General features: G+C 67.4%; 20 protein-coding genes and 2 tRNA genes. 18 read left to right on the top strand and 4 right to left on the bottom strand.

All coding sequences use genetic code 11. From position 1 onward, the window contains the following. From ACLQ2T_RS17450 to ACLQ2T_RS17425, 6 genes are all read left to right on the top strand, one after another. Positions 1 to 1,182 carry a M24 family metallopeptidase gene (locus tag ACLQ2T_RS17450; RefSeq protein ID WP_425767402.1) on the top strand — a complete coding sequence of 394 codons (1,182 nt, stop codon included), beginning with the start codon at positions 1 to 3 and terminating at the stop codon, positions 1,180 to 1,182. After that, positions 1,179 to 2,015: an alpha/beta fold hydrolase gene (locus ACLQ2T_RS17445; protein ID WP_425767400.1), complete on the top strand. Its 837-nt coding sequence runs from the start codon at positions 1,179 to 1,181 to the stop codon at positions 2,013 to 2,015. The genes ACLQ2T_RS17450 and ACLQ2T_RS17445 overlap by 4 nt, the downstream gene beginning before the upstream one ends. Continuing rightward, a complete protein-coding gene (locus ACLQ2T_RS17440) occupies positions 2,012 to 2,995 on the top strand; it encodes an ABC transporter ATP-binding protein (RefSeq protein ID WP_425767398.1) in 984 nt (327 codons plus the stop codon). Before ACLQ2T_RS17445 ends, ACLQ2T_RS17440 begins: the two co-directional genes overlap by 4 nt. Further along, complete coding sequence (locus ACLQ2T_RS17435; protein ID WP_327022435.1) at positions 2,979 to 3,968, top strand: ABC transporter ATP-binding protein; 990 nt, start codon at positions 2,979 to 2,981, stop codon at positions 3,966 to 3,968. The genes ACLQ2T_RS17440 and ACLQ2T_RS17435 overlap by 17 nt, the downstream gene beginning before the upstream one ends. Positions 3,969 to 4,001: 33 nt before the next feature. Then, positions 4,002 to 5,204, top strand: coding sequence for a dipeptidase (locus tag ACLQ2T_RS17430; protein WP_425767395.1), 1,203 nt, complete (start codon positions 4,002 to 4,004; stop codon positions 5,202 to 5,204). Positions 5,205 to 5,285: 81 nt separating this feature from the next. Beyond that, complete coding sequence (locus ACLQ2T_RS17425) at positions 5,286 to 6,032, top strand: GntR family transcriptional regulator (protein WP_425767393.1); 747 nt, start codon at positions 5,286 to 5,288, stop codon at positions 6,030 to 6,032. Positions 6,033 to 6,135: 103 nt separating this feature from the next. Here the strand turns inward: ACLQ2T_RS17425 and ACLQ2T_RS17420 are convergent, their stop codons facing one another. Both ACLQ2T_RS17420 and ACLQ2T_RS17415 read right to left on the bottom strand, forming a co-directional pair. Next, positions 6,136 to 7,410: an Ig-like domain-containing protein gene (locus tag ACLQ2T_RS17420; protein WP_425767391.1), complete on the bottom strand. Its 1,275-nt coding sequence runs from the start codon at positions 7,408 to 7,410 to the stop codon at positions 6,136 to 6,138. A 125-nt stretch (positions 7,411 to 7,535) separates the two neighbouring features. Next, positions 7,536 to 8,789, bottom strand: coding sequence for an Ig-like domain-containing protein (locus tag ACLQ2T_RS17415; RefSeq protein WP_425767389.1), 1,254 nt, complete (start codon positions 8,787 to 8,789; stop codon positions 7,536 to 7,538). 186 nt (positions 8,790 to 8,975) lie between these two features. On the opposite strand from ACLQ2T_RS17415, the gene ACLQ2T_RS17410 reads away from it, so the two are divergent. The 10 genes from ACLQ2T_RS17410 (at position 8,976) to ACLQ2T_RS17365 (ending at position 19,713) form a co-directional block, all read left to right on the top strand. Beyond that, a tRNA-Lys gene (locus ACLQ2T_RS17410) sits at positions 8,976 to 9,051 on the top strand. Between the two features lie 928 nt (positions 9,052 to 9,979). Then, positions 9,980 to 11,146, top strand: coding sequence for a nucleotide disphospho-sugar-binding domain-containing protein (locus tag ACLQ2T_RS17405; RefSeq protein WP_425767387.1), 1,167 nt, complete (start codon positions 9,980 to 9,982; stop codon positions 11,144 to 11,146). After that, positions 11,143 to 12,474, top strand: a complete 1,332-nt coding sequence (locus ACLQ2T_RS17400) for an aromatic ring-hydroxylating oxygenase subunit alpha (protein WP_425767385.1) — start codon at positions 11,143 to 11,145, stop codon at positions 12,472 to 12,474. Before ACLQ2T_RS17405 ends, ACLQ2T_RS17400 begins: the two co-directional genes overlap by 4 nt. Beyond that, complete coding sequence (locus ACLQ2T_RS17395; protein ID WP_013731916.1) at positions 12,471 to 12,998, top strand: aromatic-ring-hydroxylating dioxygenase subunit beta; 528 nt, start codon at positions 12,471 to 12,473, stop codon at positions 12,996 to 12,998. Before ACLQ2T_RS17400 ends, ACLQ2T_RS17395 begins: the two co-directional genes overlap by 4 nt. Positions 12,999 to 13,146: 148 nt before the next feature. Next, positions 13,147 to 13,533: a carboxymuconolactone decarboxylase family protein gene (locus ACLQ2T_RS17390; RefSeq protein WP_013731917.1), complete on the top strand. Its 387-nt coding sequence runs from the start codon at positions 13,147 to 13,149 to the stop codon at positions 13,531 to 13,533. Next, on the top strand, positions 13,523 to 14,059 hold the full coding sequence (locus ACLQ2T_RS17385; protein ID WP_425767382.1) for a hypothetical protein: 537 nt from the start codon (positions 13,523 to 13,525) through the stop codon (positions 14,057 to 14,059). The genes ACLQ2T_RS17390 and ACLQ2T_RS17385 overlap by 11 nt, the downstream gene beginning before the upstream one ends. A gap of 117 nt (positions 14,060 to 14,176) precedes the next feature. Next, positions 14,177 to 15,121, top strand: coding sequence for a glycosyltransferase family 2 protein (locus tag ACLQ2T_RS17380; protein ID WP_425767380.1), 945 nt, complete (start codon positions 14,177 to 14,179; stop codon positions 15,119 to 15,121). Between the two features lie 155 nt (positions 15,122 to 15,276). Beyond that, the gene (locus ACLQ2T_RS17375; protein ID WP_425767378.1) at positions 15,277 to 17,091 is read left to right on the top strand and encodes an ABC transporter ATP-binding protein; all 1,815 of its coding nucleotides are present in this window, start codon (positions 15,277 to 15,279) and stop codon (positions 17,089 to 17,091) included. Beyond that, positions 17,084 to 18,868 carry an ABC transporter ATP-binding protein gene (locus ACLQ2T_RS17370; RefSeq protein ID WP_425767376.1) on the top strand — a complete coding sequence of 595 codons (1,785 nt, stop codon included), beginning with the start codon at positions 17,084 to 17,086 and terminating at the stop codon, positions 18,866 to 18,868. The genes ACLQ2T_RS17375 and ACLQ2T_RS17370 overlap by 8 nt, the downstream gene beginning before the upstream one ends. Before the next feature lie 248 nt (positions 18,869 to 19,116). Then, positions 19,117 to 19,713 (top strand): dihydrofolate reductase family protein, encoded by a 597-nt coding sequence (locus tag ACLQ2T_RS17365; protein WP_425767374.1) that lies wholly within the window; start codon positions 19,117 to 19,119, stop codon positions 19,711 to 19,713. A gap of 187 nt (positions 19,714 to 19,900) precedes the next feature. Here ACLQ2T_RS17365 and ACLQ2T_RS17360 read toward each other — a convergent pair whose 3' ends face one another. After that, positions 19,901 to 20,926 carry a J domain-containing protein gene (locus tag ACLQ2T_RS17360; RefSeq protein WP_425767563.1) on the bottom strand — a complete coding sequence of 342 codons (1,026 nt, stop codon included), beginning with the start codon at positions 20,924 to 20,926 and terminating at the stop codon, positions 19,901 to 19,903. 189 nt (positions 20,927 to 21,115) lie between these two features. On the opposite strand from ACLQ2T_RS17360, the gene ACLQ2T_RS17355 reads away from it, so the two are divergent. Beyond that, positions 21,116 to 21,191: transfer RNA gene (locus tag ACLQ2T_RS17355), tRNA-Lys, on the top strand. 151 nt (positions 21,192 to 21,342) lie between these two features. Then, on the top strand, positions 21,343 to 21,768 hold the full coding sequence (locus ACLQ2T_RS17350) for a DUF4326 domain-containing protein (RefSeq protein WP_425767372.1): 426 nt from the start codon (positions 21,343 to 21,345) through the stop codon (positions 21,766 to 21,768). On the opposite strand, the gene ACLQ2T_RS17345 is transcribed toward ACLQ2T_RS17350, so the two are convergent. Then, positions 21,758 to 22,648 (bottom strand): hypothetical protein, encoded by an 891-nt coding sequence (locus tag ACLQ2T_RS17345; RefSeq protein WP_425767370.1) that lies wholly within the window; start codon positions 22,646 to 22,648, stop codon positions 21,758 to 21,760. The genes ACLQ2T_RS17350 and ACLQ2T_RS17345 overlap by 11 nt on opposite strands. Positions 22,649 to 23,385: the final 737 nt, after the last annotated feature.

Here is a 23,385-nt window from a genome sequence, read left to right as displayed (position 1 = left end):
GTGCGACTTCCCGACAGCTTCTACACCAGCGTCCGTACCCGACTCAGCGAGGCGCTCGACGAGCGCGGCCTGGACGGCTACCTGGCCACCTCGCCGCCGGAGGTCGCCTTCCTCAGCGGCTTCTTCTACATCGCCACCGAGCGACCGGTCTACCTGTGGATGCCCCGCGAGGGGGAGCCCCTGCTGGTCATCCCCCGCCTGGACGAGGAGTACGCCGCGCAGCAGGGGGTGACCCTGCCGACGGTCAGCTACTTCGAGTACCCCGGGGTGGTCAGCGCCGAGGAGACCCTGGCCGCCGCCCTGTCCCGGCCCGGCGGGGCGGGCCGCCGCATCGGGGTGAGCGCCGGGGTGTCCGTGGCCGCCTTCCGGGCCCTGTCCGGGGCCATCGGCGGCGCGGAACTGGTCACCACGGACGCGGTGGCGAAGCTGCGCCTGTGCAAGTTCCCCGAGGAGATTCCCTTCCACGAGGCCGCCGCCCGGATCTGCGACGAGATGCTCGCCGCCGGGCGCGGACTGATCGAGGAGGCGCTGGCCTCCGGGGGCCCGCTGCCCCGGGAGGACGAGATCGCCCGGCATGTGATCGGTTACGGCACCGATCAGATGTACGCCAACTACGACCTGGTCGTCTACACCACCAAGCTGGCCGGGGGCCTGGTCTACGCCGGCCCCAACTCGGCGCTGCCGCACGGCCTGCCGACCCGTCGGCGGGTACAGCCGGGGGACACCCTGATCCTCTCCCTGGGGGCGGCGGTGGCCAGCCGCTTCGTGGAGAGCGAGCGGACCTTCATCATCGGTGAGCCCACCGCCGAGCAGGTGCGCTACTACGAGGCCGACCGGCTGGCGCAGGAGATCGGCACCCAGGCGATGGTCGTCGGCCGGACCTGCGCCGAGGTCAACAAGATCTGCCTGGACGTGCTGCGGGACCAGGGGCTGGGTGACTACATCCGGCACCGGCAGGGGCACGGCATCGGGTTGCAGAACCACGAGGCGCCGTGGGTCGAGGACGGCGATCACACCGTGCTGGCCCCCGGGATGCTGCTCTCCAGCGAACCCGGTGTCTACGTGCCCGGCCACGCCGGCTACCGCATCTCCGACACGGTCCTGGTGCAGCAGGACGGTCCGCGCCGGCTCACCGGCTACCCGCGCGACCTGGCGTTCAACATCATCGAGGGGGTCCGATGAAAATCAATGGAGCGGAACTTGTCGTCGAGGCCTTCGGCCCCGAGGACGGCCCGGCGATGATCGTGCACCACGGCGCGCCGGGTCTGGGTTCGCGCAGCGAGCCGAAGCGTTCCTTCGGCCCCTTCTCGGACCAGTTGCGGGTCATCGTCTTCGACGCCCGGGGCTCCGGGGAGTCCAGCGACGACGAGCCCTTCACCCACGAGCAGTGGGTGGCCGACGTGGACGCCATCCGGGAGCACTTCGGCTACGAGAAGATCGTCATGGCCGGCGGGTCGTACGGCGGGTTCATCGCCATGGAGTACGCCATCGCCCACCCCGACCGGGTCTCCGCCCTGGTGCTGCGGGACACCGCGGCGGACACCTCGCACGACTACCTCGCGGTGGAGCGGGCCCGCAACACCGACCGCTCGGTGATCCCGGAGTGGGTCATCGACCGCATCGGCACCGGCCGGTTCGAGAGCAACGAGCAGTTGCGCGAGTACTGGCGGGCCATCCTGCCGCTCTACGACCACCAGCACGACCCGGCCAAGGACGAGGCGCGGCTTAACGCCACCCGGTTCCACTACCGGACCCACAACGCGGCCTTCGGGCAGAACATGCCCCGGTACGACCTGAAGCCGAAGCTGCCCACGATCACCTGCCCGACCCTGGTGACCGTGGGCCGGCACGACTGGCGTACCCCGGTGGAGGCCTCCCAGGTCATCGCGGACCTGGTGCCCAACGGGGAACTGGTGGTCTTCGAGAACTCCGGCCACTCCCCGCAGTTGGAGGAGCCGGAGCTGTTCCAGCAGGTCGTGCGGGACTTCCTGCGCCGAGCCGGGGTGCTGCGATGACCCTGTTGGAGATCGCCGACCTGCGGGTCGCGTTCCCCGGCCACAGCGGGCCGGTCAACGCGGTCAACGGGGTGTCGCTGGAGGTCGACTCCGGACGGACCCTGGCCATCCTCGGCGAGTCCGGCTCCGGCAAGAGCGTCACCGCCCAGGCGGTGATGGGCATCCTCGACACGCCGCCGGCCACCGTCAGCGGGTCGGTCCGGTTGCAGGGCCGGGAGCTGCTCGGCCTGCCCCGCAAGCAGCGGGAGCGGATCAGCGGCGAGGAGATCGGCATGGTGTTCCAGGACGCCATGGCCGCCCTCAACCCGGTCTTCACCATCGGCCACCAGATCATGGAGGTGCTGCGGGTACGCCGGGGCATGTCCCGCGCCGACGCCCGCCGCCGGGCCATCGAACTGATCGACCGGGTACGCATCCCGGCCGCCAAGGACCGGCTGCGCGACTACCCGCACCAGTTCTCCGGGGGTATGCGCCAGCGCATCATGATCGCCCTGGCCATCTCCCTGGAACCGGACCTGCTGATCGCCGACGAACCCACCACCGCCCTGGACGTAACCGTGCAGGCCCAGGTGATGGAGCTGCTGGCGGAGATCCAGCGGGACAGCGGCATGGGCCTGCTGCTGATCACCCACGACCTGGGTGTGGTGGCCGAGGTCGCCGACGAGGTGGCGGTGATGTACGCCGGCCGGATCGTCGAACGCGGCACGGTCGAGCAGATCTTCGCCGGGCCGGCGCACCCGTACACCGAAGGGCTGCTCGCCTCGATGCCCCGGGTGGACCGGCGCGACGAGCAGCTCTACGCCATCCCGGGCGCCCCGCCCAACCCGGCCCGGCTGCCCACCGGATGCCCCTTCCACCTGCGTTGCCCCCGGGCCACCGAGGAGTGCCTGGTGACCCTGCCGCCGCTGCAGGTGCTGCCCGCCCAGCGGGCCAGCGCCTGCCACCACCACGAGGAGGTGCTCGGTGCCACCCAGCGATGACGTGGTGCTACGGGTCGAGAACCTGGTCAAGCACTTCCCCGTCAAGGGACGGGTCCCCTTCGTCTCCGGCGGGGTGGTCAAGGCCGTCGACGGGGTCTCCTTCGACCTGCGCCGGGGCGAGACCCTCGGTGTGGTGGGGGAGTCCGGCTGCGGCAAGAGCACCCTGGCCCGGATGCTCGTCGGGCTGGAACAGCCCACCTCCGGGGCGGTGCGTTTCGGCAAGTCCGTGGTGCACCAGGCCAAGGGGCGGGAGCTGCGCGCCCTGCGCCGCCGGATCCAGATCGTGCTCCAGGACCCGTACACCTCGCTGAACCCCCGGCGCACCATCCGGGAGATCCTGCTCCAGCCCTTCGAGATCCACCCCGACGTGCTGGACCGGCGTCGCCGCATCGAGCGGATCAAGGAGCTGCTGGAGCTGGTCGGTCTGGACGCCAGCCTGCACCTGGACCGCTACCCGCACCAGTTCTCCGGCGGGCAGCGTCAACGCATCGGCATCGCCCGGGCCCTGGCCCTGAACCCGGACGTGATCGTCTGCGACGAGCCGGTCTCCGCACTGGACGTCTCCGTCCAGGCCCAGGTGGTCAACCTGCTGGAACGCATCCAGGAGGAACTGGGTGTGGCGTACGTCTTCATCGCCCACGACCTGTCGGTGGTGCGGCACATCTCCGACCGGGTGGCCGTCATGTACCTCGGCAAGCTGGTGGAGACCGGTCCGGAGATCGACCTGTACGACTCGCCCCGGCACCCGTACACCCGGGCCCTGCTCTCCGCGGTGCCGGTGCCCGACCCGGCCGGTCGTCAGCAGCGCCAGCGGATCCTGCTGGCCGGGGACCCGCCCAGCCCGGTCAACCCGCCCTCGGGTTGCCGGTTCCGGACCCGCTGCTGGCAGGCCACCGACACCTGCGCCACCACCGAACCCCCGCTGGCCGCCGGTAACCACCCGGTCGCCTGTCACTATCCGCTGGCCGCGTGACGGCCGGCCATCCGTCCTGACAAGGAGAAGGTCTTGCTGCTAGATCCCGCCCCCCGATACCAGGGCCACAGGTCGTACTCCTACCTGGAGCCGCACTCGGACTACCGGGTGTTCGCACTGGCCAAGGAAGTCGGTCGGGTGCCGGAGCACGACCTCGGCCTGACCGACGCCCAGCGTGCCCGGGTGACCCGGCTGCTCACCGAGCACACCGCCATCTCGCTGCACGAGCACCCGGTGATCCTGCCCGAGGACGTCCGCGAACTGCGGGCCTACAACCGGACCGCCCGCCAGCGCACCGGCTACGAGGGTCTGGCCCGATCCGGCCTGACCGCGGTCTTCGACAACTTCATGGCCGGCGCCTCCTGCGTGACCAGCGAGAACGGCTGGAAGTGGAACGACCTCATCTACGCCCTCGGGATGCGGATGAGTGACCTCTACAAGCAGGACCACGTCTTCCTGGCCACCTCGCTGGCCGACATTCACGCGGCCAAGCGGGACGGCCGGCTGGCCCTGGTCGCCGGCCTGGAGTGCAGCAGCCCGATCGAGAACGAACTGGACCGCATCGACATCCTGTACGGCTTCGGGGTCCGCCAGCTCGGCATCGCCTACAGCCAGGCGAACATGCTCGGCGGGGGCCTGTCGGAGAAGCACGACGGCGGGCTCACCCACTTCGGGCGGCGCGCGGTGGACCGGATGAACAAGCTCGGCATCGCCATCGACATCTCGCACTCCGGCGACCAGACCTGCCTGGACGTCATCGAGGCCAGCCGGGTGCCGGTGTTCATCACCCACGCGGGTGCCCGCGCGGTGTGGGACACCTCCCGGATGAAGCCGGACGAGGTGATCCGGGCCTGCGCCGAGCGCGGTGGGGTGATCGGCATCGAGGCCGCCCCGCACACCACCCTCTCCGAGGCGCACAAGCACCACTCGATCGAGTCCGTGATGGACCACTTCACCTACTGCGTCGAGCTGGTCGGCATCGACCATGTCACCTTCGGCCCGGACACCATGTTCGGTGACCACGTAGGGGTGCACAACACCTACGCCGGCAACTACGCCCACGACGCCGGCAACCGGCCGGAACACCCGCGGGTGGAGTACGTGTCCGGCGTGGAGAACCCCGGCGAGGCCTTCGGCAACATCGTCGGCTGGCTGGTCAAGCACGACTACTCCGACGACGAGATCGCCAAGGTCATCGGTGGCAACACCATGCGGGTGCTCGAACAGGTCTGGTGACCTGTCGGCCGATCGGCCCGGCGGGCCCGGACGAACTACACTCCCTAGGCCGTTGACGGCGAAACGATGAGGTGAGGGCGGATGGCTCGGCGCGAGACCGCGCTACAGGCTGCGCACGGCCGACTCCGGGAGTTGATCGGCAGCGAGTTCCACTCGGGCGACAAACTGCCCAACGAGCGGGACCTGGCCGAACGGTTGGAGGTCAGCCGGGCCACCGTGCGCGAGGTGCTGGGCCAACTCGCCGCTGAGGGAGTGGTGACCCGGACCTGGGGGATCGGCACCTTCGTGCACGACGGTGCCGACCGGGTGCCGGTGTCCATCAGCGACGTCACCGCCCTGCGGGACCGGATCACCGCCTCCGGCCACCGACCCACCCTGCAAGATGCCGCAGTCAGCCGGGCCACCTGCCCGGCTGACTGCGCCAAGGTGCTCGGGTTGGCGCCGGACGCGCCGGTGTGGCGGGTCGACCGTCTCTTCGCGGTGGACGGCGCATCCGCCGCCTGGATCCGCGACCATCTGCCGCTGACCTTCGACGGCCGGGACCTGGACCCCTCCGGCCTGGTCAGCATCGACCTGGACATGTTCGAGTTCCTGGCCAGTGCCACCGGCATGCCGGTGTGCCGGGCCGAGATCGAACTCGCCGCCGTCCTCGCCGACGAGGAGGCGACCGCCCGGCTCGGCGTGGCGGTCGGCCATCCGCTGATCACCGCCACCCAGATCGGGTACGGCAGTAACGGCGCCGCCCTCTTCCACGGGCACTTCACGGTCCGCACCGACGTGCTGACCCTCAAGATCAGCCGGGGCGGAGGCCCGCAGCCCACCCGGTGAGCAGGCGGCTCTCCATGACGGCCCGACGCCCGGGGACCGGTGGTTGACCGGTATCCCGGGCGTCGGCTCGATGCGGCGCGGCGGCTGATTCAGCGCGGCAGGCTCAGGGGGCGGTGCTGGCTGAGGTCTCCGGGTCGGGCTCCTCGGTCGGCTCGTCCGCGGTCGGCTCGTACGGCAGGGCACTGCCCTTGACGTACTCCTCCCAGCTCAGGTTCCAGTCCGTCCAGCCGTTGCCGAGCTGAAGCTTGCGCTCGGTGCCCTTGACGACGATCGGGTCACCGACCTTGGTGTTGTTGAACAGCCAGGCGCCGTTGGACATCGAGACGTTCACGCAGCCGTGGGAGACGTTCGTGGTGCCCTGCTGCCCCTCCGACCAGGGGGCGGCGTGGATGAACTCGCCACCCCAGGTCAACCGCTGGGCGTAGTCGATCTTCGTGCGGTAGCCGTCCTCCGGACCCAACTCGTCGAAGGTGTCGAAGACCGTCTTACGCAGCTTCTCCATCACCACCATCGTGCCGCTGGACGACGGGGTGCTCTTCTTGCCCAGGCTGACCGGGATCGTCTTGATCTTCTCGCCGTCGCGGGTCACCACCATCCGCTTGGTGCTGTTGTCCACAGCCATCACCAGCTTGGGGCCGATCTTGATGTCGACGGTCAGGTCCGCCCGGCCGTACCAGCCGTCGCCCAGCGGCAGCCCACCGGCCTGCACCCGGTACGACACCTTGCTCCCGGCCTGCCAGAACTCCTTCGGTCGGTAGCGGACCTCGGTGGGGCTGACCCAGTGCCAGATGCCCTCCTGGGCCGGCGAGGAGGTCACCGTCATCCGCCGCTGCAACTCGGCCCGGTGCTCCTCCGGAATGGCCCGACCGAACTTCACGATCAGGGGCATGGCCACCCCGACGGTCTGGTCGTCGCCGAGGAAACTGGTGATCCGGACCTGCTTGCTCGGCTGCTTCATCACGGTGAAGGCGCTGGTGGCGGTCACCGGAAGACCGTCGTCCCCGGTAGCGGTGACGGTGGCGGTGTACGACTCGCCGTACGACAACGCCTTCGACGGCAGCCAGCTCTTACCGTCCTCGGCCAGGGTGCCCTTGACCTTCTTCCCGGCGGAGTCGGTCAACTCCACCGAGGTCTCCTCGGCCTGCTCGGTGGCGAAGGTGATGGCCGTCGAGGCCGGCACGTTCTTCGCCTCGGCGGCCGGCTCGCTGATGGTCACCGACGCCTTGGCGGCCGGCTGATCGGCCCCGCCCTGCCAGCCCGGCGCCGTGCCGCCGCCCTTACCGCCGCCCGTGCAGGCGGAGGTCAGCGCCAACGCCACGGCGAGCACCCCCGCAGCGAGGCTTGCCCGTCGCCGGTTGCGTTGGTCCCGAACTCGCATGGTGTCCCTCACAGTCGTGGTCCGCTGCCGTCCCCTTCACTGACGCATCAGCTCACGTACCCGTTGCAGAGGGTGAACCGAAACACGTGAGGCGGGATGTCCGGATAGTGACACATCTAACCCGGTCACACCGCCGGGCCAGCACCACCCTCCGGCACCGGCAGGGCACTGCCCTTGACGAACTCCGCCCAGCTCAGGTCCCACGCGGTCCACCCGTTGCCGGGCGCCAACTGACGCTCCGTGCCGGTGACGGTGATCGGATCGCCGATCTTCGTACGCTCGAAAAGCCACCTGGCGTTCGCCATGGAGACGTTCACGCAGCCGTGGGACACATTCTGCCGCCCCTGCACGTGCTCCGACCAGGGGGCGGCGTGGATGTACTCGCCACCCCAGGTGAGGCGCTGGGCGAACTGGATGTCGGTGACGTACCGGTTTGCCGGATCGGGGTCGTCCATGGTGTCGAAGACCGTGGCCTCCTGCTTCTCCATCACCACCAGGGTGCCGCTGGAGGAAGGGGTCTTCTTCTTGCCGAGGCTCACCGGCAGGGTCTTGACCAGCTTGCCGTTCTCGTACACCCGCATCTGCTTGTCGGAGTTCGTCACCTTCATCTCGAAGGCGGAGCCGATCTTGGCGGTGGCGGTCCGGTCGACATTTCCGTACCGGCCGTTGCTCAGCGGGATGCCGGCCAGGGCGATGCGTACGGAGATCTTCGTGCCCGGCTTCCAGAACTCCGGGGCCCGGTAGTACGCCTGGGTGCCGTTGCCCACCCAGTGCCAGGCACCCGGCTGCGGCGGATCCGTCTGCACGAACATCCGCTTCTGCACCTTCGCCCGGTCCTTCTTGGCGATGCCCGGGTGGAACTCCGCCACCACCGGCATCGCCACCCCGTAGGTCCGATCGTCGAACAGGTACAACCCGGAATTGATCACCGAGGCGGGCTTGGCCATCGTGGTGAAGGTGCTGGTGCCCTCGCTGACCGACCCGTCCGGCTGGGTGGCGGTGACCGTGGCGGTGTAGCGGGTGGACCACTTCAACGGCGCCGACGGCACCCAGGAGGAGCCGTCCGTACGCACCTTGCCCTTGACCTTCTTGCCGTTCTCCGTGGTCAAGGTCACCTGTGTGACCTTGCCGCCGTCCGGCAGCTTGGCCCCGATCTCCGCGCTGACCGGGCGGTCCTTCGCACCGTCGGCCGGGCTCACCGTCAACGGCGGCCCACTCGACACCTCCGGGGTGCCCGGCGTCGCCGAACCGGTCGCTGTCGGCTGACTGCCCTCCACGAACTGGGCACCACTGGAATCGCCACTGCAACCCGACAGCGCCAGCGACGCCACCAGGCCAAGAGCACCCAGTAACCCCCCGGCCCGCGCGAACCTGCCCATCCCCACCCCTGTCTCACGCACCTGGCGGACATCGTGCCGTACCCGAGCCATCCGGCATCAGCCCGTCCCAAGCCTTGTGCGTGGTTGGCACCAAATGCCCCCGGAAGGTCGACCGAAGGGACGACCCGGGGATCGGATTGGAACCCCGCTCACGGGCCATGCTAATGTTCTCCCCGTTGCCAACGAGCGCCGCTAGCTCAACTGGCAGAGCAGCGGACTCTTAATCCGCGGGTTCGGGGTTCGAGTCCCTGGCGGCGCACCACCTCTGATCAGGCCGCATAGCCAACTGGCTATGCGGCCTTGATCATGAGTGGGGCCCGGATGGGACCCCACCAGCGCGGATCGTCGGGTGGAAGACCTCCGACCGCTGCGACACGACCTGATCCTCGCCGCCGTCGACTACGGCGCTGGTACAACAGCTGACGCTACGCCGTCCGGGGCTCGACATCGTGGGCGGCGCGCGCTGCGCGCGTGACAGTGGTGTTCATAGTCAGCCTCCTTTGTCCGGCGGAGCACCAAAATCGGCCCGCAGAGCGTGTGCTCTGCGGGCCGATCGCGTCGCCTTATCGGGAATAAGGCAGGGAAAGGCCCCCTGTCGAACAAGGGGGACCCCGGGTAGGGGCCTCGTCTGTGAGTCGGAACGGATAGCCGGTGACCATGGCTCGCAGCTCCGCCCAGGGTGACATTTCAAACTTCATTGACACCATTGCATGAAATCTGGCGACTCGGCCGGAAGGGTTGTGAACCCGCAGCCTTCCCGCCTTCGCTGCCGAGGAACCTGCCCCGCCTGCTGCGGGTCGAGGCGGAGTTCGGTCAAAGTGGCGGTGTTGCGGGTGCGCCGACAGCGTTGAGGTATTGACATTGATCACGCTGTCCGGCAAGCTTTCCGCAGTCGCCTCGGTGCAGGCGCTGGACCCCTTGTTGCAAGTTTGTTTCCGAGTAGTAAACGTAGACGGGTCCGCGTCCCCACAATGATGGAGGGGATTGCGTAGATCCTCGTAACAGTTTTGGACGTCGATGGTTCCGTCGCACTGCCGGGGTTCTCGCGTGCCTGCGGGCGGATTTATGCCGCTCGTACGTCGCGGTGCCGACTCGTCTTCGAAGGCCGGGTGTCGTAATCGTGCCCAATACGGTCGATCCCGGCCCAGATCTGAGTCGGCTTGTTCGTTTTCCCATGGATCGGAGACCTAGTGCGCATCGTCTTTCTCACCACCACTCAGCATGGTCACCTCAACCCGTACATTCCGGTGGTCAATGCGCTCCAAGCCACCGGCAATGAGGTTGTGCTGCTGTTGTTGTCAGCGGACGGTGGCGCGCTCGGCGAACAGCGTCGCCAGGCCCTGGGTCCGGCGGAGGTCCACATGGTCGGGCAGGTCCAGATGGCGCCGTGGAGCGACGATCCGGCAAAGATCGGTCCGATGCTCGAATCGTCACCGCTGGCGGACCAGGTGGCTGATGCGCTGCGGGCGACGGCGCCGGACTTCGCGCTGCTCGATTCGCTGCCGGTATTGGCGGCGGCGATGGCCGGGGCGCAGGCGTCCGGTGTGCCATACGGGATGATCTGGGCAAACCTAGGCGGAGTATGCCCAAAGGAACGTCGGCGAGGTCGCTGGCTGTACGACGAACAGGTTGGCGACTATCTGACCAGGCACGGGGTGTTGTGGTCGACCCGGACTCATTCGGCGCGTTCGCCCATTCTCAATCTGATGCCGACGATTCCCTCGCTCGTCGGGGATGAAGCGGTCACCGACGACGGTGTGCAACTGGTCGGGTTGCCGGGAGCGGCCGGAAAGCGCGGCGACGAGGTCGCCTTTCCCGGCCTGGAGGAGATCGACCCCGGTCGTCCGCTGGTGTTCGTCTCCTTCGGCACGATCTTCTTCCGGCGGCCCGACCTCCTCCGCACGGTGATCATGGGGGCGGTGAAGACCGGTGCACAGGTGATCGCCGCGGTGGGAGATCTCGCTGAGGAACTCGCGCTGCCCGCCGACGTGCTCACCGCCCCGTACGTGCCACAACGTGAGGTCCTTGCGCGCGCCGATGTGTTCATCACCCATGGCGGCTACAACTCGGTGGCGGAGTCGATCCGGGCGGCGACACCGATGCTGGTGATCCCGCTGGCGGTGGATCAGCCTATCCAGGCGTACTTCGTGGAAACCGCGGGCTTCGGGACGGCAATTGAGCCGGCCGACGTCACAGAACGGGCGGTCGCTGACGCGGTCACCGAGCTGCTTGATCCCGGCCGGGACTACCGGGCGCGGCTGCGCGCGGCGCAGCCCGAGTGCGGCGATTCCGCCGCGCGCACGGCGGAAATGGTTCTCAGCATGGGCGAGAAGCTACCGCGAAAGGGGGAGCAGTGACGATAGAACTGCAGCGGCCGGTGGGCGACCGGATCGTGCTCGATGATCTTGAGAATTTCTCATTCCGGGTCGACCACCGGGCCTACACCGACGAGGACGTGGCCGCACAGGAGATGACCAAGATCTTCGATCGCTGCTGGTTGTACGTCGGGCACGAGTCGGAGGTGCCCGCGCCGGGCTCCTACGTGTCACGAGACGTCGGAGGGCGCCCGGTGGTCATGGCGCGCGGCTCCGACGGGGTGATTCGAGTGTTCGCCAACAGCTGCCCGCACCGGGGGGCCCTGATCTGCTCGCAGCCAGCCGGGCAGGCCAGATCGTTCCGGTGCCCGTACCACGACTGGACATTCTCCAACCAGGGTGACCTGGTCGGAGTTCCGCTCCCGGACGGGTACGGTCCAGGCTTCCGCAAATCCGACTTCGGCCTGGCGCGGCACCGCAGCGACAGTTACCGGGGTTTCGTGTTCGCGACCTTCGATCCTGAGCAGCCACGCACCTTGACCGAGTATCTGGCGGGCGCGACGGAGTACCTCGATCTGATCGCCGACCAGTCCGAAGTGGGAATGGAGGTGATCCAAGGTGCGCAATTGCACGGGGCCCGGGCCAACTGGAAGCTCATGATGGAGAACAGCGTCGACATCTACCACTTCCGCGCCCTGCACAAGCGTTACGTCAGCTACATCGAGTCGCTCGGCACAATGGCACCGCGACGACGAGGCGGCTTCGCCCGCGCTCTCGGGCGGGGGCATGGCGCCAACGAACTGGTACCGGCGGCAGCCCGACCGCTCGCCTACTGGACGCCGATGTTCCCCCCCGAGGTCAGGTCACGGATGGAGGCGACGGCCGCACGGTTCGTCGAACGGTTCGGCGCCGAACGCGCCCAACGGATCACCGGTGCCAATCGGGCGTTGATGATCTTCCCCAACCTGATGATCATCGACGCGATCGGGATCACCATCCGCAAGATCGACCCGGTCAGCGCCGGCCAGATGTCCATCACCTCGGTCGCGCTGGCCCCCAAGGACGAGGATCCGGACATCCGGGAACTGCGTAAGAGTCACTACCTGACCTTCCTCGGTCCCGCCGGTTTCGCCACCCCCGACGACATCGAGATCGTCGAGTCCTGTCAACGGGGCTACCTCAATCGCACGCTCCGCTTCTCGGACCTGTCACGCGGAATGGCCAAAGAGGTCCCCGAGACCACCGACGAGCTCCCCGCCCGCGAGTTCTGGCGGCAGTGGGACCGGCTGATGCACGACGGCGACGACGACCACGAGGAAGCTCAAGACGTCACTCAGCGGGCCGAGAGGCAAGGGGCGCAACGGCGATGACCACCGACACGATAAACACCGATCCGGCGGTCGACGAGACGGCCCAGCTGCGGTTGTGGCACCGGGTGAGCCAGTTCCTCTTCCGTGAGGCGCGACTGCTCGACGAGTGGCGCCTGCGCGAGTGGTACGACGAGATGCTGACCGACGACATCCGCTACCTGGTGCCGGCCACCGACGTCCGGGGCGAGTCGGCCACCGCGCTCGGGCTGATCGACGACAACGCCGCCCGGCTGCGCCAGCGGATCGAGCAACTCCTCAACGGCGAGGTGTGGTGCGAGAATCCCCTGTCGCGAACGAATCGGATGATCACCAACGTGGAGATCCTGGCTGATCGGGGCACGCACATCGAGGTGGCGGCGAATGTCGTCGTGTACCGGTTCGGACACGGGCGCTCTGACTCATACGTCGGAAAATATCGGCTCGAACTCGCCGTCGAGGGCGAGTCGTTCCGGGTCCGGAGACGTCTCGTGGTGCTCGACCACGAGAGTCTTCGCGAACACGGAAAGCTCAGCATCATCCTCTGAGATCTGACCGAGACACGGCCCTCCGCACAGCTCCGGCGCAGGGGTGGGTCTGGTTCAGGCTGCCCCGCGCCGCTGCTCGCCGCCTTCGTGGCGTCGTAGGAATTCACCACTGTCCGACAGGCCACCTGGCAACACGAAGGAGTGATCGATGAACCAGCCGCTTGCCCGACATGAGCGGGGTGAGGCCATGTTCAAGCACGTCTTCGGCCGCGAACCCCGCCCAGGCTCCTACCCCGATTTCCTCCAGCTCACCATCGACCACTTGTTCGGTGAGATCTGGACCCGCCCGCACCTGAGCGTCGAGGAGCGCGAATTGATCGCGCTGACCGCGGTCACCCTGGCCCGGACCGACTGGGAGCTGCGTGGCCACATCGGCGCCGCCCTGCACCTGGGGATGTCACAAGAGAAGATCGTCGAAATCATCATCCAGCTCGCCTACTACGGGGGATGGCCGGTCGCCAACAACGGGCTGCGCATCGCCCAGGAGGTATTCGCCGAGCTCGCCACCGGCAAGGACGCCGACCATGACCAATGACCCTGCTGCCCTCGACCCCGCCGTCAAGGTCGATCTCTGGCGCCAGCGGTTCTTCGAGGCCCAGGCGGCGGCCGAAGAGTTCATTCTGGGCGTGCACGGCGATGAGGGCGTGTCCGCGTGGATCCAGGCGAACTCACGCATCACCGCGGACCTGCTGCAGTCGCAGCGACCCGCCGGAGAGTCAGCCACCGTGCACTTCATGAATCGGCTGCAGCGCCAACTGCTGCTTTACGACTCGGCGGTGACCAGCACGCCCCAGCCTTCTGGCACCGTCCTGCGCAACGCGGAGTGCGGGATCCTGCGGTACCGCAAACAGGCCGCCGGTGCCGGCGTCAAACTGACTTTCGCGTCACCATGCCCGTACTGTCAGGAACTCAACACGGCCATCGCCGCCCGCTACGTCGAATCGGACGTCACGGTGTCGTGCGAACAGGCAGGCGACGGATGCACCTGGCGCGCGGAATCCCGTCACGCCTCAGAGGGCGATGCGGCCGGGCCACCTGACCGCGGCGGAACCGTAGATTAACCGACAGTGGGGCGTCGGTCGTCGGCTGTCGGTTCGACATCGAACTTGCAAGAACGTGATGCGGGGCTTCCCACGTCGGGAACCCGGTTTCTGCTCTGGAACGGAGACCGTCCGTCGATGAAGGCATCAGTGGTTGTGCCGACATTCAACTCGTTCGTGTTGCTGGACAGATGCCTTCGCACGTTCCGTGCACAGAATCTGGCTGTCTCCGATTCTCTCGAAGTGCTCGTCGTCGATGATGGATCGACCGACCCGACAGCAGAGACCGTGCGGCGTCACGTGATGGCGGACTCCCGGTTCCGCTACCTGCATCTGCCTCGGTCTGCAACGTCGTCCAGAAGCGCCGCAAGAAATCGCGGTGCAGAAGAAGCGACCGGCGACATCCTGATCTTCGTCGATGGTGATCAACTGGTTCCGCCCACTTTTGTCGAACAGCATCTTCGGCACTACCAAGGCATTTCCGCGAAGAAGGCCGTCATCGGCTTCAGAAAATATCTGCGGACTCCGGAGGCGTTCGACGACCGCTTCATGGAGTACGGCGGCGAGGAATTCCTCGGCGGCGTGATCAAGAGCGACATCAGGCTGGACCTGCTGAGTCGCCTGAGCGATATCGGCGGTGATCTGAAGACGTCGTGGCATCTGTTCTTCACCTGCAACGTCTCTGTTCCACGCGTCGACTTCACGCGCGTCGGTGGATTCAACGAGGAATTCCGGGGATGGGGCCTGGAGGATTCCGAGTTGGGGTACAGACTGGAGCGCTCCGGCACGCAGCTCGTCTTCGACGAAGATAGCTTCGCCTATCATCAAGGGCCGCCGCTGAGCCCCAACAAGACTGTCTACGAGGGCTGGCTGAAGAACCTGAGCCTATTCATCGCGCTACACGAGGAAGCTCCCGAGGTGATCCTGCAGGCCATGCTTGCGCCGATATTCAACCCTGCGGTCGGCGCCAACTGGGTCGCTCTCTACGAGCAGTTCGAAATGTGCGCAAGGTCCACCCCCACGGCCTCTCCTGGGTCACCTGCCGAGGTTGAGGAAAGCGGATTTTCCGTTCCTGCCGCGTAGGCAGAGTTGGGGGACGGCACGCCCATATCTCCCTACCTCATTCACGGCCGCACGGGAGGCGCCTGGTGGTGACGACGCACGAAAGGTCTGTGTGGGCGGAACTTGTTCGCGGCCACAGATCGCGCCTCGACGGGCGAATGAGAATCCTGCACCTGGTGCCCAACGCCGGCTGGTCGCTGGTTTCGTCCGCCGTGATGATCCAGATCGCCGCGGGGATCCTGCCGGTCGCGTTCATCCTCGCCACCTCAGCCGTGGTCGCCCGAGTGCCGGACGCGGTAGCCGGCGGGCTCGGGTCGGCGGCCTGGAGCGACCTTCGGACCAACTTGATCCTCGCGGCGGCCGCGTTCTTCGGAGTGCAGCTGCTGCTGCCGGTACAGGAACTGCTCGGCAACCTGATCCGCCGTCGCCTCGACGATCTCGTCCGTGACCGGTTGATGGCGGCCTCCCAAGCGAGCGGCGGCGTGGCCGTGATGGAGGATCCGGAGCTGCTCGATCACGTCGCCGACGCCAAGGACCGGCTGCGGACCGAGATGTGGTCGCCTGGTGCCGCGGGTGCCGGTCAGATCGCGCTGATCTCGCGGTACCTGCAGACCGTTCTCGCTGCCGGGGTCACGTCGGTTGCCTTCGTGTGGTGGGCGGGGCCGGCTCTGCTCCTCGCGGCCCTGACGATCCGCTTCGGCTACCGGCTCGGCCTGTCGGTGTTCACCGAGGTCTTTCGCAGCACCGCCCGGCTGCGGCGCCGCAGCGAATATCTCCGCACCATGCTGCTCCAGCCCGCGGCGGCGAAGGAGTTGCGGGTCTTCGGCCTTCTACCTTGGTTGAAGCAGGAGTACACGACGGCCGCCATGGACGCCGTGCTCCCGGTCTGGCGGGCCCGACGCAGGCTGTTCTACGGCCCCTACATACTCTATGTTCTTGTCGCCTTCGTGCTGCTGGGCGCACTGCTGACGGGAGCGGCTCAGGCAACGGCGTCCGGACTGCTCGGCTTGGGCGGGTTGATACTCGTATTCCAGGCGTCCCTGGCCGCCATGAGGATCGGCGGTTTCATCGCCGAGTCCGATGTGGCGACCGAGCAGGGCCTCAATGCCTACCGGTCGGTGGAGCGGATCGAGAGGATGAGCGAAGCCGACGCCCGCACCACCGAGAACGGCAGGGGCGATCCGGCGGGACTGCCCAGGACGGTGTTGCGATTCGACAAGGTGTCCTTCGCCTACCCGGGCGGGCTACCGGTGCTGAACGACCTCGACCTCACCATCGAGGCGGGCCGGTCGCTGGCGATCGTCGGCCTTAACGGCGCAGGCAAGACGACCCTGGTGAAACTGCTGGCCCGGCTCTACGAACCGACGGCCGGGACGATCACCGCTGACGGCGTCGACATTCGGACCTTCCCGGCCACGGCGTGGCAGCGCCGGGTTGCCGCCATCTTCCAGGACTTCACCCACTTCGAGCTGCCGGTGCGCGACAACGTCGCTTTCGGCGCGATCGAGTTGCTCGCCGAGCCGGAGCGTGCCGACAAGGTGGTCCGGGCCGCCCTGGAAAAGGCCGGCGCGGCGGATTTCGTCAACCAGCTCCCCCGCGGCCTGGAGACTCCACTGTCACGGCGATACGCCGGCGGCGCCGAACTGTCCGGTGGGCAGTGGCAGCGCATCGCGATCGCCCGTGCTCTGGTCGCCGTCGAGGGTGGCGCGAGCATTCTCGTCCTCGACGAGCCGACCGCCAACCTGGACGTGCGGTCGGAGGTGGCGTTCTTCGAGCGGTTCCTCGACCTCACTCGAGGAGTCACCAGCGTGGTCATCTCGCACCGGTTCTCCACGGTGCGCCGTGCCGACCGGATCGTCGTGTTGGAACACGGTCGCGTCGTCGAGGAGGGCACCCACGAAGAGCTGCTCGCCCTCGACGGCCGCTATGCGGAGCTGTTTCGGCTGCAGGCCGCGCGGTTCACCGAGGAAGAGGTGGAAGGCTGTGCATAGAGTCCTGCGCAGTGTCCGCGCGACGTTGGCGTCGGCGTGGCGGCTCAGCCCGGGAAGGCTGATCACCGCCGCCCTGTTGATGATGCTCGGCGCGGTGAGTGGACCCCTGCTGGCGCTCTTTCTGGGTGTGGCGGTCGATGCGGCCCTCGACCGGCGGACCGATGTCGCGGTCTGGACGGCGACGGCCGCCGCCGTGAGTATCCTGCTCAGCTTGACGATGGAGCACTTCGCCCACATCTTCTTCTTCGAGCTCGGTGATCTGCACAAGCAGGACACCGAACGCCAACTCGGCGACCTGGCGCACGGGCCGGTCGGACTGGCGCTGCACGAACGGGGGGACGCCGCGGATCGCTTCGAGCTGCTCCGACAGCAGTCGTGGACGCTGGGTCAGAGCGTGCAGACCGTCCTGACGATCGGGGTGCTGGTCACCCAGTTCACCCTGACCGCCGTGCTCCTCGCCCGCATCGAGCCGTGGCTGCTCCTGTTGCCGATCTTCGGTGTCCCCCCGTTGATCGCCGGGCGGCTGGCCGAGAAGCGGCTGGAACGTGCCGAACTCGTGACCGCCGAGTCGACCCGCATGAGCTGGCACCTGTTCGATCTGGCCCTCAGCTCGATCGCCGCCAAGGAGATTCGGCTCTTCGGGCTCGGCGGAGAGCTCCGCCGCCGCCATGGGACGGTCCGCCGCGAGGTGGACAGCCGATTGCGCCGGGCTGAATGTGCTGGCGCGGCCCTGCGGTTCACCGGTCAGCTGATCTTCGCGCTCGGATACATCGGCTCCATCGTCCTGGTCGTCCGCGCCGCCATCGGCGGCGAGCGCACCGTCGGCGACGTTGTCCTCGCCATCACGCTGGCCGTGCAAACCAACGCGCAGGCCGCCGGAGCCGTCGCGCTCGCTCAGGCGCTGCAACGCAACGCCCGCGCCATCGGCTGGTTGAGCTGGATCCGCGACGCCACGCCGTCGGAACCCGGTCCGCCGGCTGACCAGGCGCCGCCCGCCGTCCTCGCCGACGGCATCGAGCTGCGTGACGTCGCGTTCCGCTACCCGGGCACCGATACCGACGTGCTGCAAGGCCTCAGCCTGCGCATCCCTTCCGGAACGATCGTCGCCATCGTCGGCGACAACGGCTCCGGCAAGTCCACCCTGGTCAAGCTGCTCTGCCAGTTCTACCGGCCCACCGCGGGTGAGATCACCATCGATGGTGCCGACCTGCGGCGGCTCGATCCGCTGGGATGGCGCCAGCGGATCTCCGCCAGCTTCCAGGACTACCTCCGGCTGGAACTGCGGGCCAGAAGCAGTATCGGCCTCGGTGACCTGCCGCGACTCGATGCACCGGGCGCGGTGGAGCGGGCAATCCGGCGTGCAGACGCTGAGGAGGTGATCGACCGGCTGCCGATCGGCCTGGAGACCTACCTTGGCAAGTCCTACGACAACGGCGCTGAACTGTCGGGCGGGCAGTGGCAGCGCATCGCGTTGAGCCGGTCGATGATGCGCGACGATCCGCTGCTGCTGTTGCTCGACGAGCCCGCCGCCGCCTTGGACCCGCTGACCGAGCACGCCTTGTTCGACCGGTACTCCGACGCGGCGCGTGACGTGGGGATCCGTACCGGCGGCGTCACCGTCTTCGTGTCACACCGGTTCTCGACCGTCCGGATGGCGGACTTGATCCTGGTCGTGTCGGACGGGCGGATCGCAGAGTCCGGCAGCCACGAAGAGCTTCTGGCGCTCAACGGGATGTACGCCGAGTTCTTCAGCCTGCAGGCGGCCGCGTATCGCTGATCACCAGGGCAATGAGCAAGGCCTGACCTGGTGGTCACCACCGGTCGGGCCTTTTCGCGTACGCGGGTTGGAACTTCCTCGCGGCAGGGCGTCGGATCCGGGCCGAGTCGTTCGTAGAACGGGCGAGAGGTGAAGACGTCAGCCCGACCCGTGATGCTTCGTTGAGCCAGCGGGCCAGAGGTCACATCCCGTGGGTCCTACGTGCGCCGGAAGGTAGAGGTACGGCAAAGCTGATCTACGTCAATCACGTGTCGCTTGACGGCTATATGGAGGATGAAAGTGGAGGTTTCGCTTGGTTTCCGCCCGACGACGAGGTGTTCGCGTTCATCACCGGCCTCGTGCGGTCGGTGGGATCCTTCCTATACGGGCGGCGTCTGCACGAGATGATGGCCGTCTGGGAAACCGACGCTGCTCTGCCCGCGCAGTCCGACCTCATGGCTGACTTCGCAACCGCCTGGCAAGCGGCGAACAAGGTCGTCTACTCCACGACTCTCACCGAAGTGTCAACGGCCGTCACCAGCTTGGAGCGCCGTTTCGACCCCGCGGCCGTACGCCAGTTGAAGGCCACGGCCGACCGCGACATCACCATTGGCGGCGCCAACCTGGCGGCGCAAGCCATCCGAGCCGGACTGGTTGACGAGCCAGTTGTTCGTCTGGCCCAAGGCCGTCGGCGGCGGCAAGTCGGGGCTGCCTACCGGCGGGCGCACCGACTTCGCGCTGCTTGGCGAACGCCGATTCCACAACGGCGTCGTTCACCTCCGTTACCGCCCACTCGGCCACTGAGGCGTGGTGGAGACGGGGTGGTGGCCGGTGCGGGTCGCGCCGTGGCGGTGATCGACAGCTGAAGAAGCCGCCGGTGAACGGGCCAGCGACCACGCGCGAACGTCATACCGGAGAGCTCGTGGCACCTGCAGAAAGAGCCGCCCGGGGGCGTGCCCGACGAACCCGCGACCACGGCCCCGGGACGATCTCGCGGCGGCCTGACCGCCGGGCGCGGGGGCGGTGGCCGCTCCAAGGGCTGCCTGACCCACGTCACCGGAGCCACCGGATGCGTTCTTCGACCCCGCGAAGCGCCCGCCGCCATACGGTGCTGGCCTGTGCTCCTGGCAGGGACGCCAGTTGGCGACGCGCGCTCCGCCCGGCGATCGGTCTGTCGACGACCCTCAGCAGATCGTCCAAGTGATCCAAGGGTGAACCTGCGGCCAGCAGTCTCAGCACGTCGTCAAGGCTGAACGCCTCCGCGATCTCGCCGATGACATCGCGGGTGGTGACGAAGAGTTGCGGGACCCACTGTGCCGGGGAGAACCGCAGGCTGTGCTGGATGAGGTCGAATCCGTAGCAGTGGTCCTCGTCCGGCCCGACCGCGCCGCCGGTGGTCCGATCCAGCAGGTCTTTCCAGCCCGGGACGTCAGCCAACTCGTGCCCTCCGGACCGGGCGAGGTACTGACGCATCGACGCCAGGGATCGAAACAGGAGCAGGTGGCCTTCGGCGCCGACGAAAGCCGCTTCGGTTCGTTGCTCGTCCACGTACGCGCGAAGGCTGTAACCCGTTTCGCCGGACCGAAGCGTGATCGCGATCGGATGAGCGGTCGGAGTCGTGGCCCACGACGTGCCCAGCGGATTACTGCCCGCCAATCTCGGGTGTGTCCACCGCGCTCTGGGGTGCTCGCGTTCGCGGGTCTCGCGCTCGCGTTCCTGGCGCTCTTTGCGCAGGCGTTCACGATCCGGAGGCTCCCGCTCCTGGCGTTTCCTGTCGTGACGTGCCTGATCCTGGTGCCCGTGGGCCTGCCGTGCCCGCTCGTGACGGGCCCGCTCCTGCCGCTCGCGGTCTTGTCCCGCACGGGCCGCACGCTCATGGGTATCCGTCAGGTGCTGGTACGCCGCGTTGATCCGCTGCATCTGGCGGTTGACCTCTTCGCGCACGCTTGCCGGGCTGGACTGATGCCTGTCCGGGTGCCAGATCTGCACGAGAACGAGGTAGCGCTGCCGAATCTCCGCAACCGACGATTCACGGGTCACGCCGAGAAGGGTGTACGGATCCTGTCCGTCGGAGGGCATGATCCTCACCGGGTCTCGTGAACAATCGGGTCGCGCGCCGCGGCGATGGTAACATCATCATCGATGCGTACCTCGGCACAGGCCGCGGGGGAACCACCCCCATGCCGGCCGTGCCGCCGGTCGTCGGACCGGCAGCCCGGTCGTCGGGGGGACGAGGGCGAACCGGTACGGCGCTTCCGTTACCGACGAGCGCCGCTAGCTCAACTGGCAGAGCAGCGGACTCTTAATCCGCGGGTTCGGGGTTCGAGTCCCTGGCGGCGCACCAACGATCAAGGCCCTGGCCTGGTGGTTAACACCGGGTCGGGGTCTTTTTCGGGTACGCGGGTGGTGGGTGGTCGCTCGATGGGTGCTCGGGAGCCGTTGGACCGGGCCGGCGTTGCGGGGGACGTCTGGTTGTTCCGTGGACGCCTGCGCTCATGGCCATCTCTGAGGTGGCCAGTCTGCATCGGGCCTTCGGGGTCATTGGGGCATCCGCCAGTCCGGGCGTCGACGCGCTTCCTTCGAGCATCCACGCGGGGGCGATCATTGGCGATTACGCTGGCGGCGTGGGGGGACAGCCTCGGGTTCGTGTGCAGGGGGATCTCTATCACCCGGTGGTGCCGCCGGGTGCCGTGTACGTGGGGCGGCAGGGGTTCGGGTTGCGGCGTTCTCCTTGGGCCAATCCATTCAGCCTGCGGAAGCATGATCGGGCGGAGGCGTTACGCCTCTATCGGCAGTGGCTTGTGGGGCAGCCGGCCCTTGTTGACCGGGCGCGTCGGGAACTCACGGGGAAGCAGTTGGCGTGCTGGTGTCGGGTCGAGGATGCGTGCCATGCCGACGTGCTGGCCGACATCATCGGTTGACGCGCGTCCGGTACCGGGCGGTGGGCCGTCTCGGTGCGTATACGCCGCCGATGCTGAAGGACTGCGGTCTTGCCGCTTGGTTGCCTACGTAGAAGGCGACGTCGCGGTCGGCGGCGCAGAGCTGGGTGAGGAACTTGTTTCTCAGCTGCTCCTCGGCCTCCGCGTCGGTGAGCTGGTCTAGACGACGTTGTAGGGCGACGAACTCCCAGTCCCAGAGTGTCTGTTGGTGACCGCGGCAATGACGGTCTGCGCAGCGATAGCGGTAGGCGCCGGTGAAGCGTGGTGCTTGAAGCGGGCTGCGTTTGGCCGGTTCCAGTAGGTCGAGCTGGTTGAGGTACCCAGCGATCTTCTTGCGATCCTCCGCCGACCAGCCGGGATGTCGCTTGACCTGCAGAGCCGAGATGTCGGCCACGCGAATCAGCGCGATCGATCGTGCGCTCGGGTCGTTTCGGGCCTGTTTGTTGAGCCGGCACATGGAGTCTTCGACGAGTGGGTCGAGGAGGTTTCGACGGGACTGCCGACTGGCGAGGTGCCGCTCGGTGGTGATGGTGTCCACGATCGGCTTCCAGCTCTCGCGTCGCTGGTCTTGCCTGGCTGGCAGTGCGTTGACGTGGATGATGTCGTACTTGTGGAACTTGCCGTCGTCGTCGAGGTCTCGATAGTGGACCGGGTAGAGGCGAATCCAGCCCGTCCAGGGTGGGTCCATGCCCAGTGCCCCGACGCAGACCGTCTCGCCGTACCGCGCGGAGGGGTTGGGTGCCGCCTTCACTGTGATCAAGAGACGCAGCTTTGCTGGTCGTGGCAGAAATGGCTTCGGTCTCGGATCTTCGTCGGTGCTCGGTCCCCACAACGGGAGCTGTTCCAACAGAACCACCCACATCGCTAAATGCAGCTGCCCAGGCACATTTAGTTACATAGGCAGTCTCACATCTGAGTGGAGCGATCGCTAGCTGGCAGGGGCGAGGGGCAGCCTCGCAGCCGAACACCGGCGCGCAGAACTCATCTGACTTATCACTTTCAGTAACCGCCGACTCGGCGAGTGGCGCGCCATCGCCGGGCCGGGAAGGCGCGTGTCTGGCATTTCTGGAGATCGGTGCCCGGTGCGGTGCTCTCCGTGAAGATCAACTATGGCTGCCCGGTTTGACTGCTTCGCTTCTTCTGTCCTCAGCTCTTTGGCTGATTCACTGAACAGTGATCTCCAAGATCGGCCCCAAACCCACGGTTTGGGTATGTGGGTGCTCGCAGGGCCTGCCGACGCCTCGCTCAATGGCCCACGGCGGGCGTTGTCTCCGCTCACGGCGGTCCCGGCTTCCGATCTTCCGGCCGGGGCATTGACCACTCTCTGTTACGGCTGTGGGAAACAGGATGTCGGACTGCCGGTGCGCGGAGGGATCATCGGGGGATGGTTAACCAGGGTGCCACGCGGCGGTTGTCTCCGCGGCGGTGGCGGATCCTGTCGTACCTGGCACAGCATGGTGCCGCGTCGACGCTGGACGCGGCGCTTGTCTGTGCGGTGTCGCGGTTGACCGCTCACCGGGACTGGGGTTGACCCGGCTTGACGGACAGGGTCGATAAGTTGATCTCACGCTACCTTGCTGGTTGACCTGCGGGAATAGG

This window comes from Micromonospora sp. DT229 (assembly GCF_049844505.1).
GTDB lineage: Bacteria > Actinomycetota > Actinomycetes > Mycobacteriales > Micromonosporaceae > Micromonospora.
Note: the sequence above shows the minus strand (reverse complement) of the source record. Positions and strands in the feature narration are given on the sequence as shown.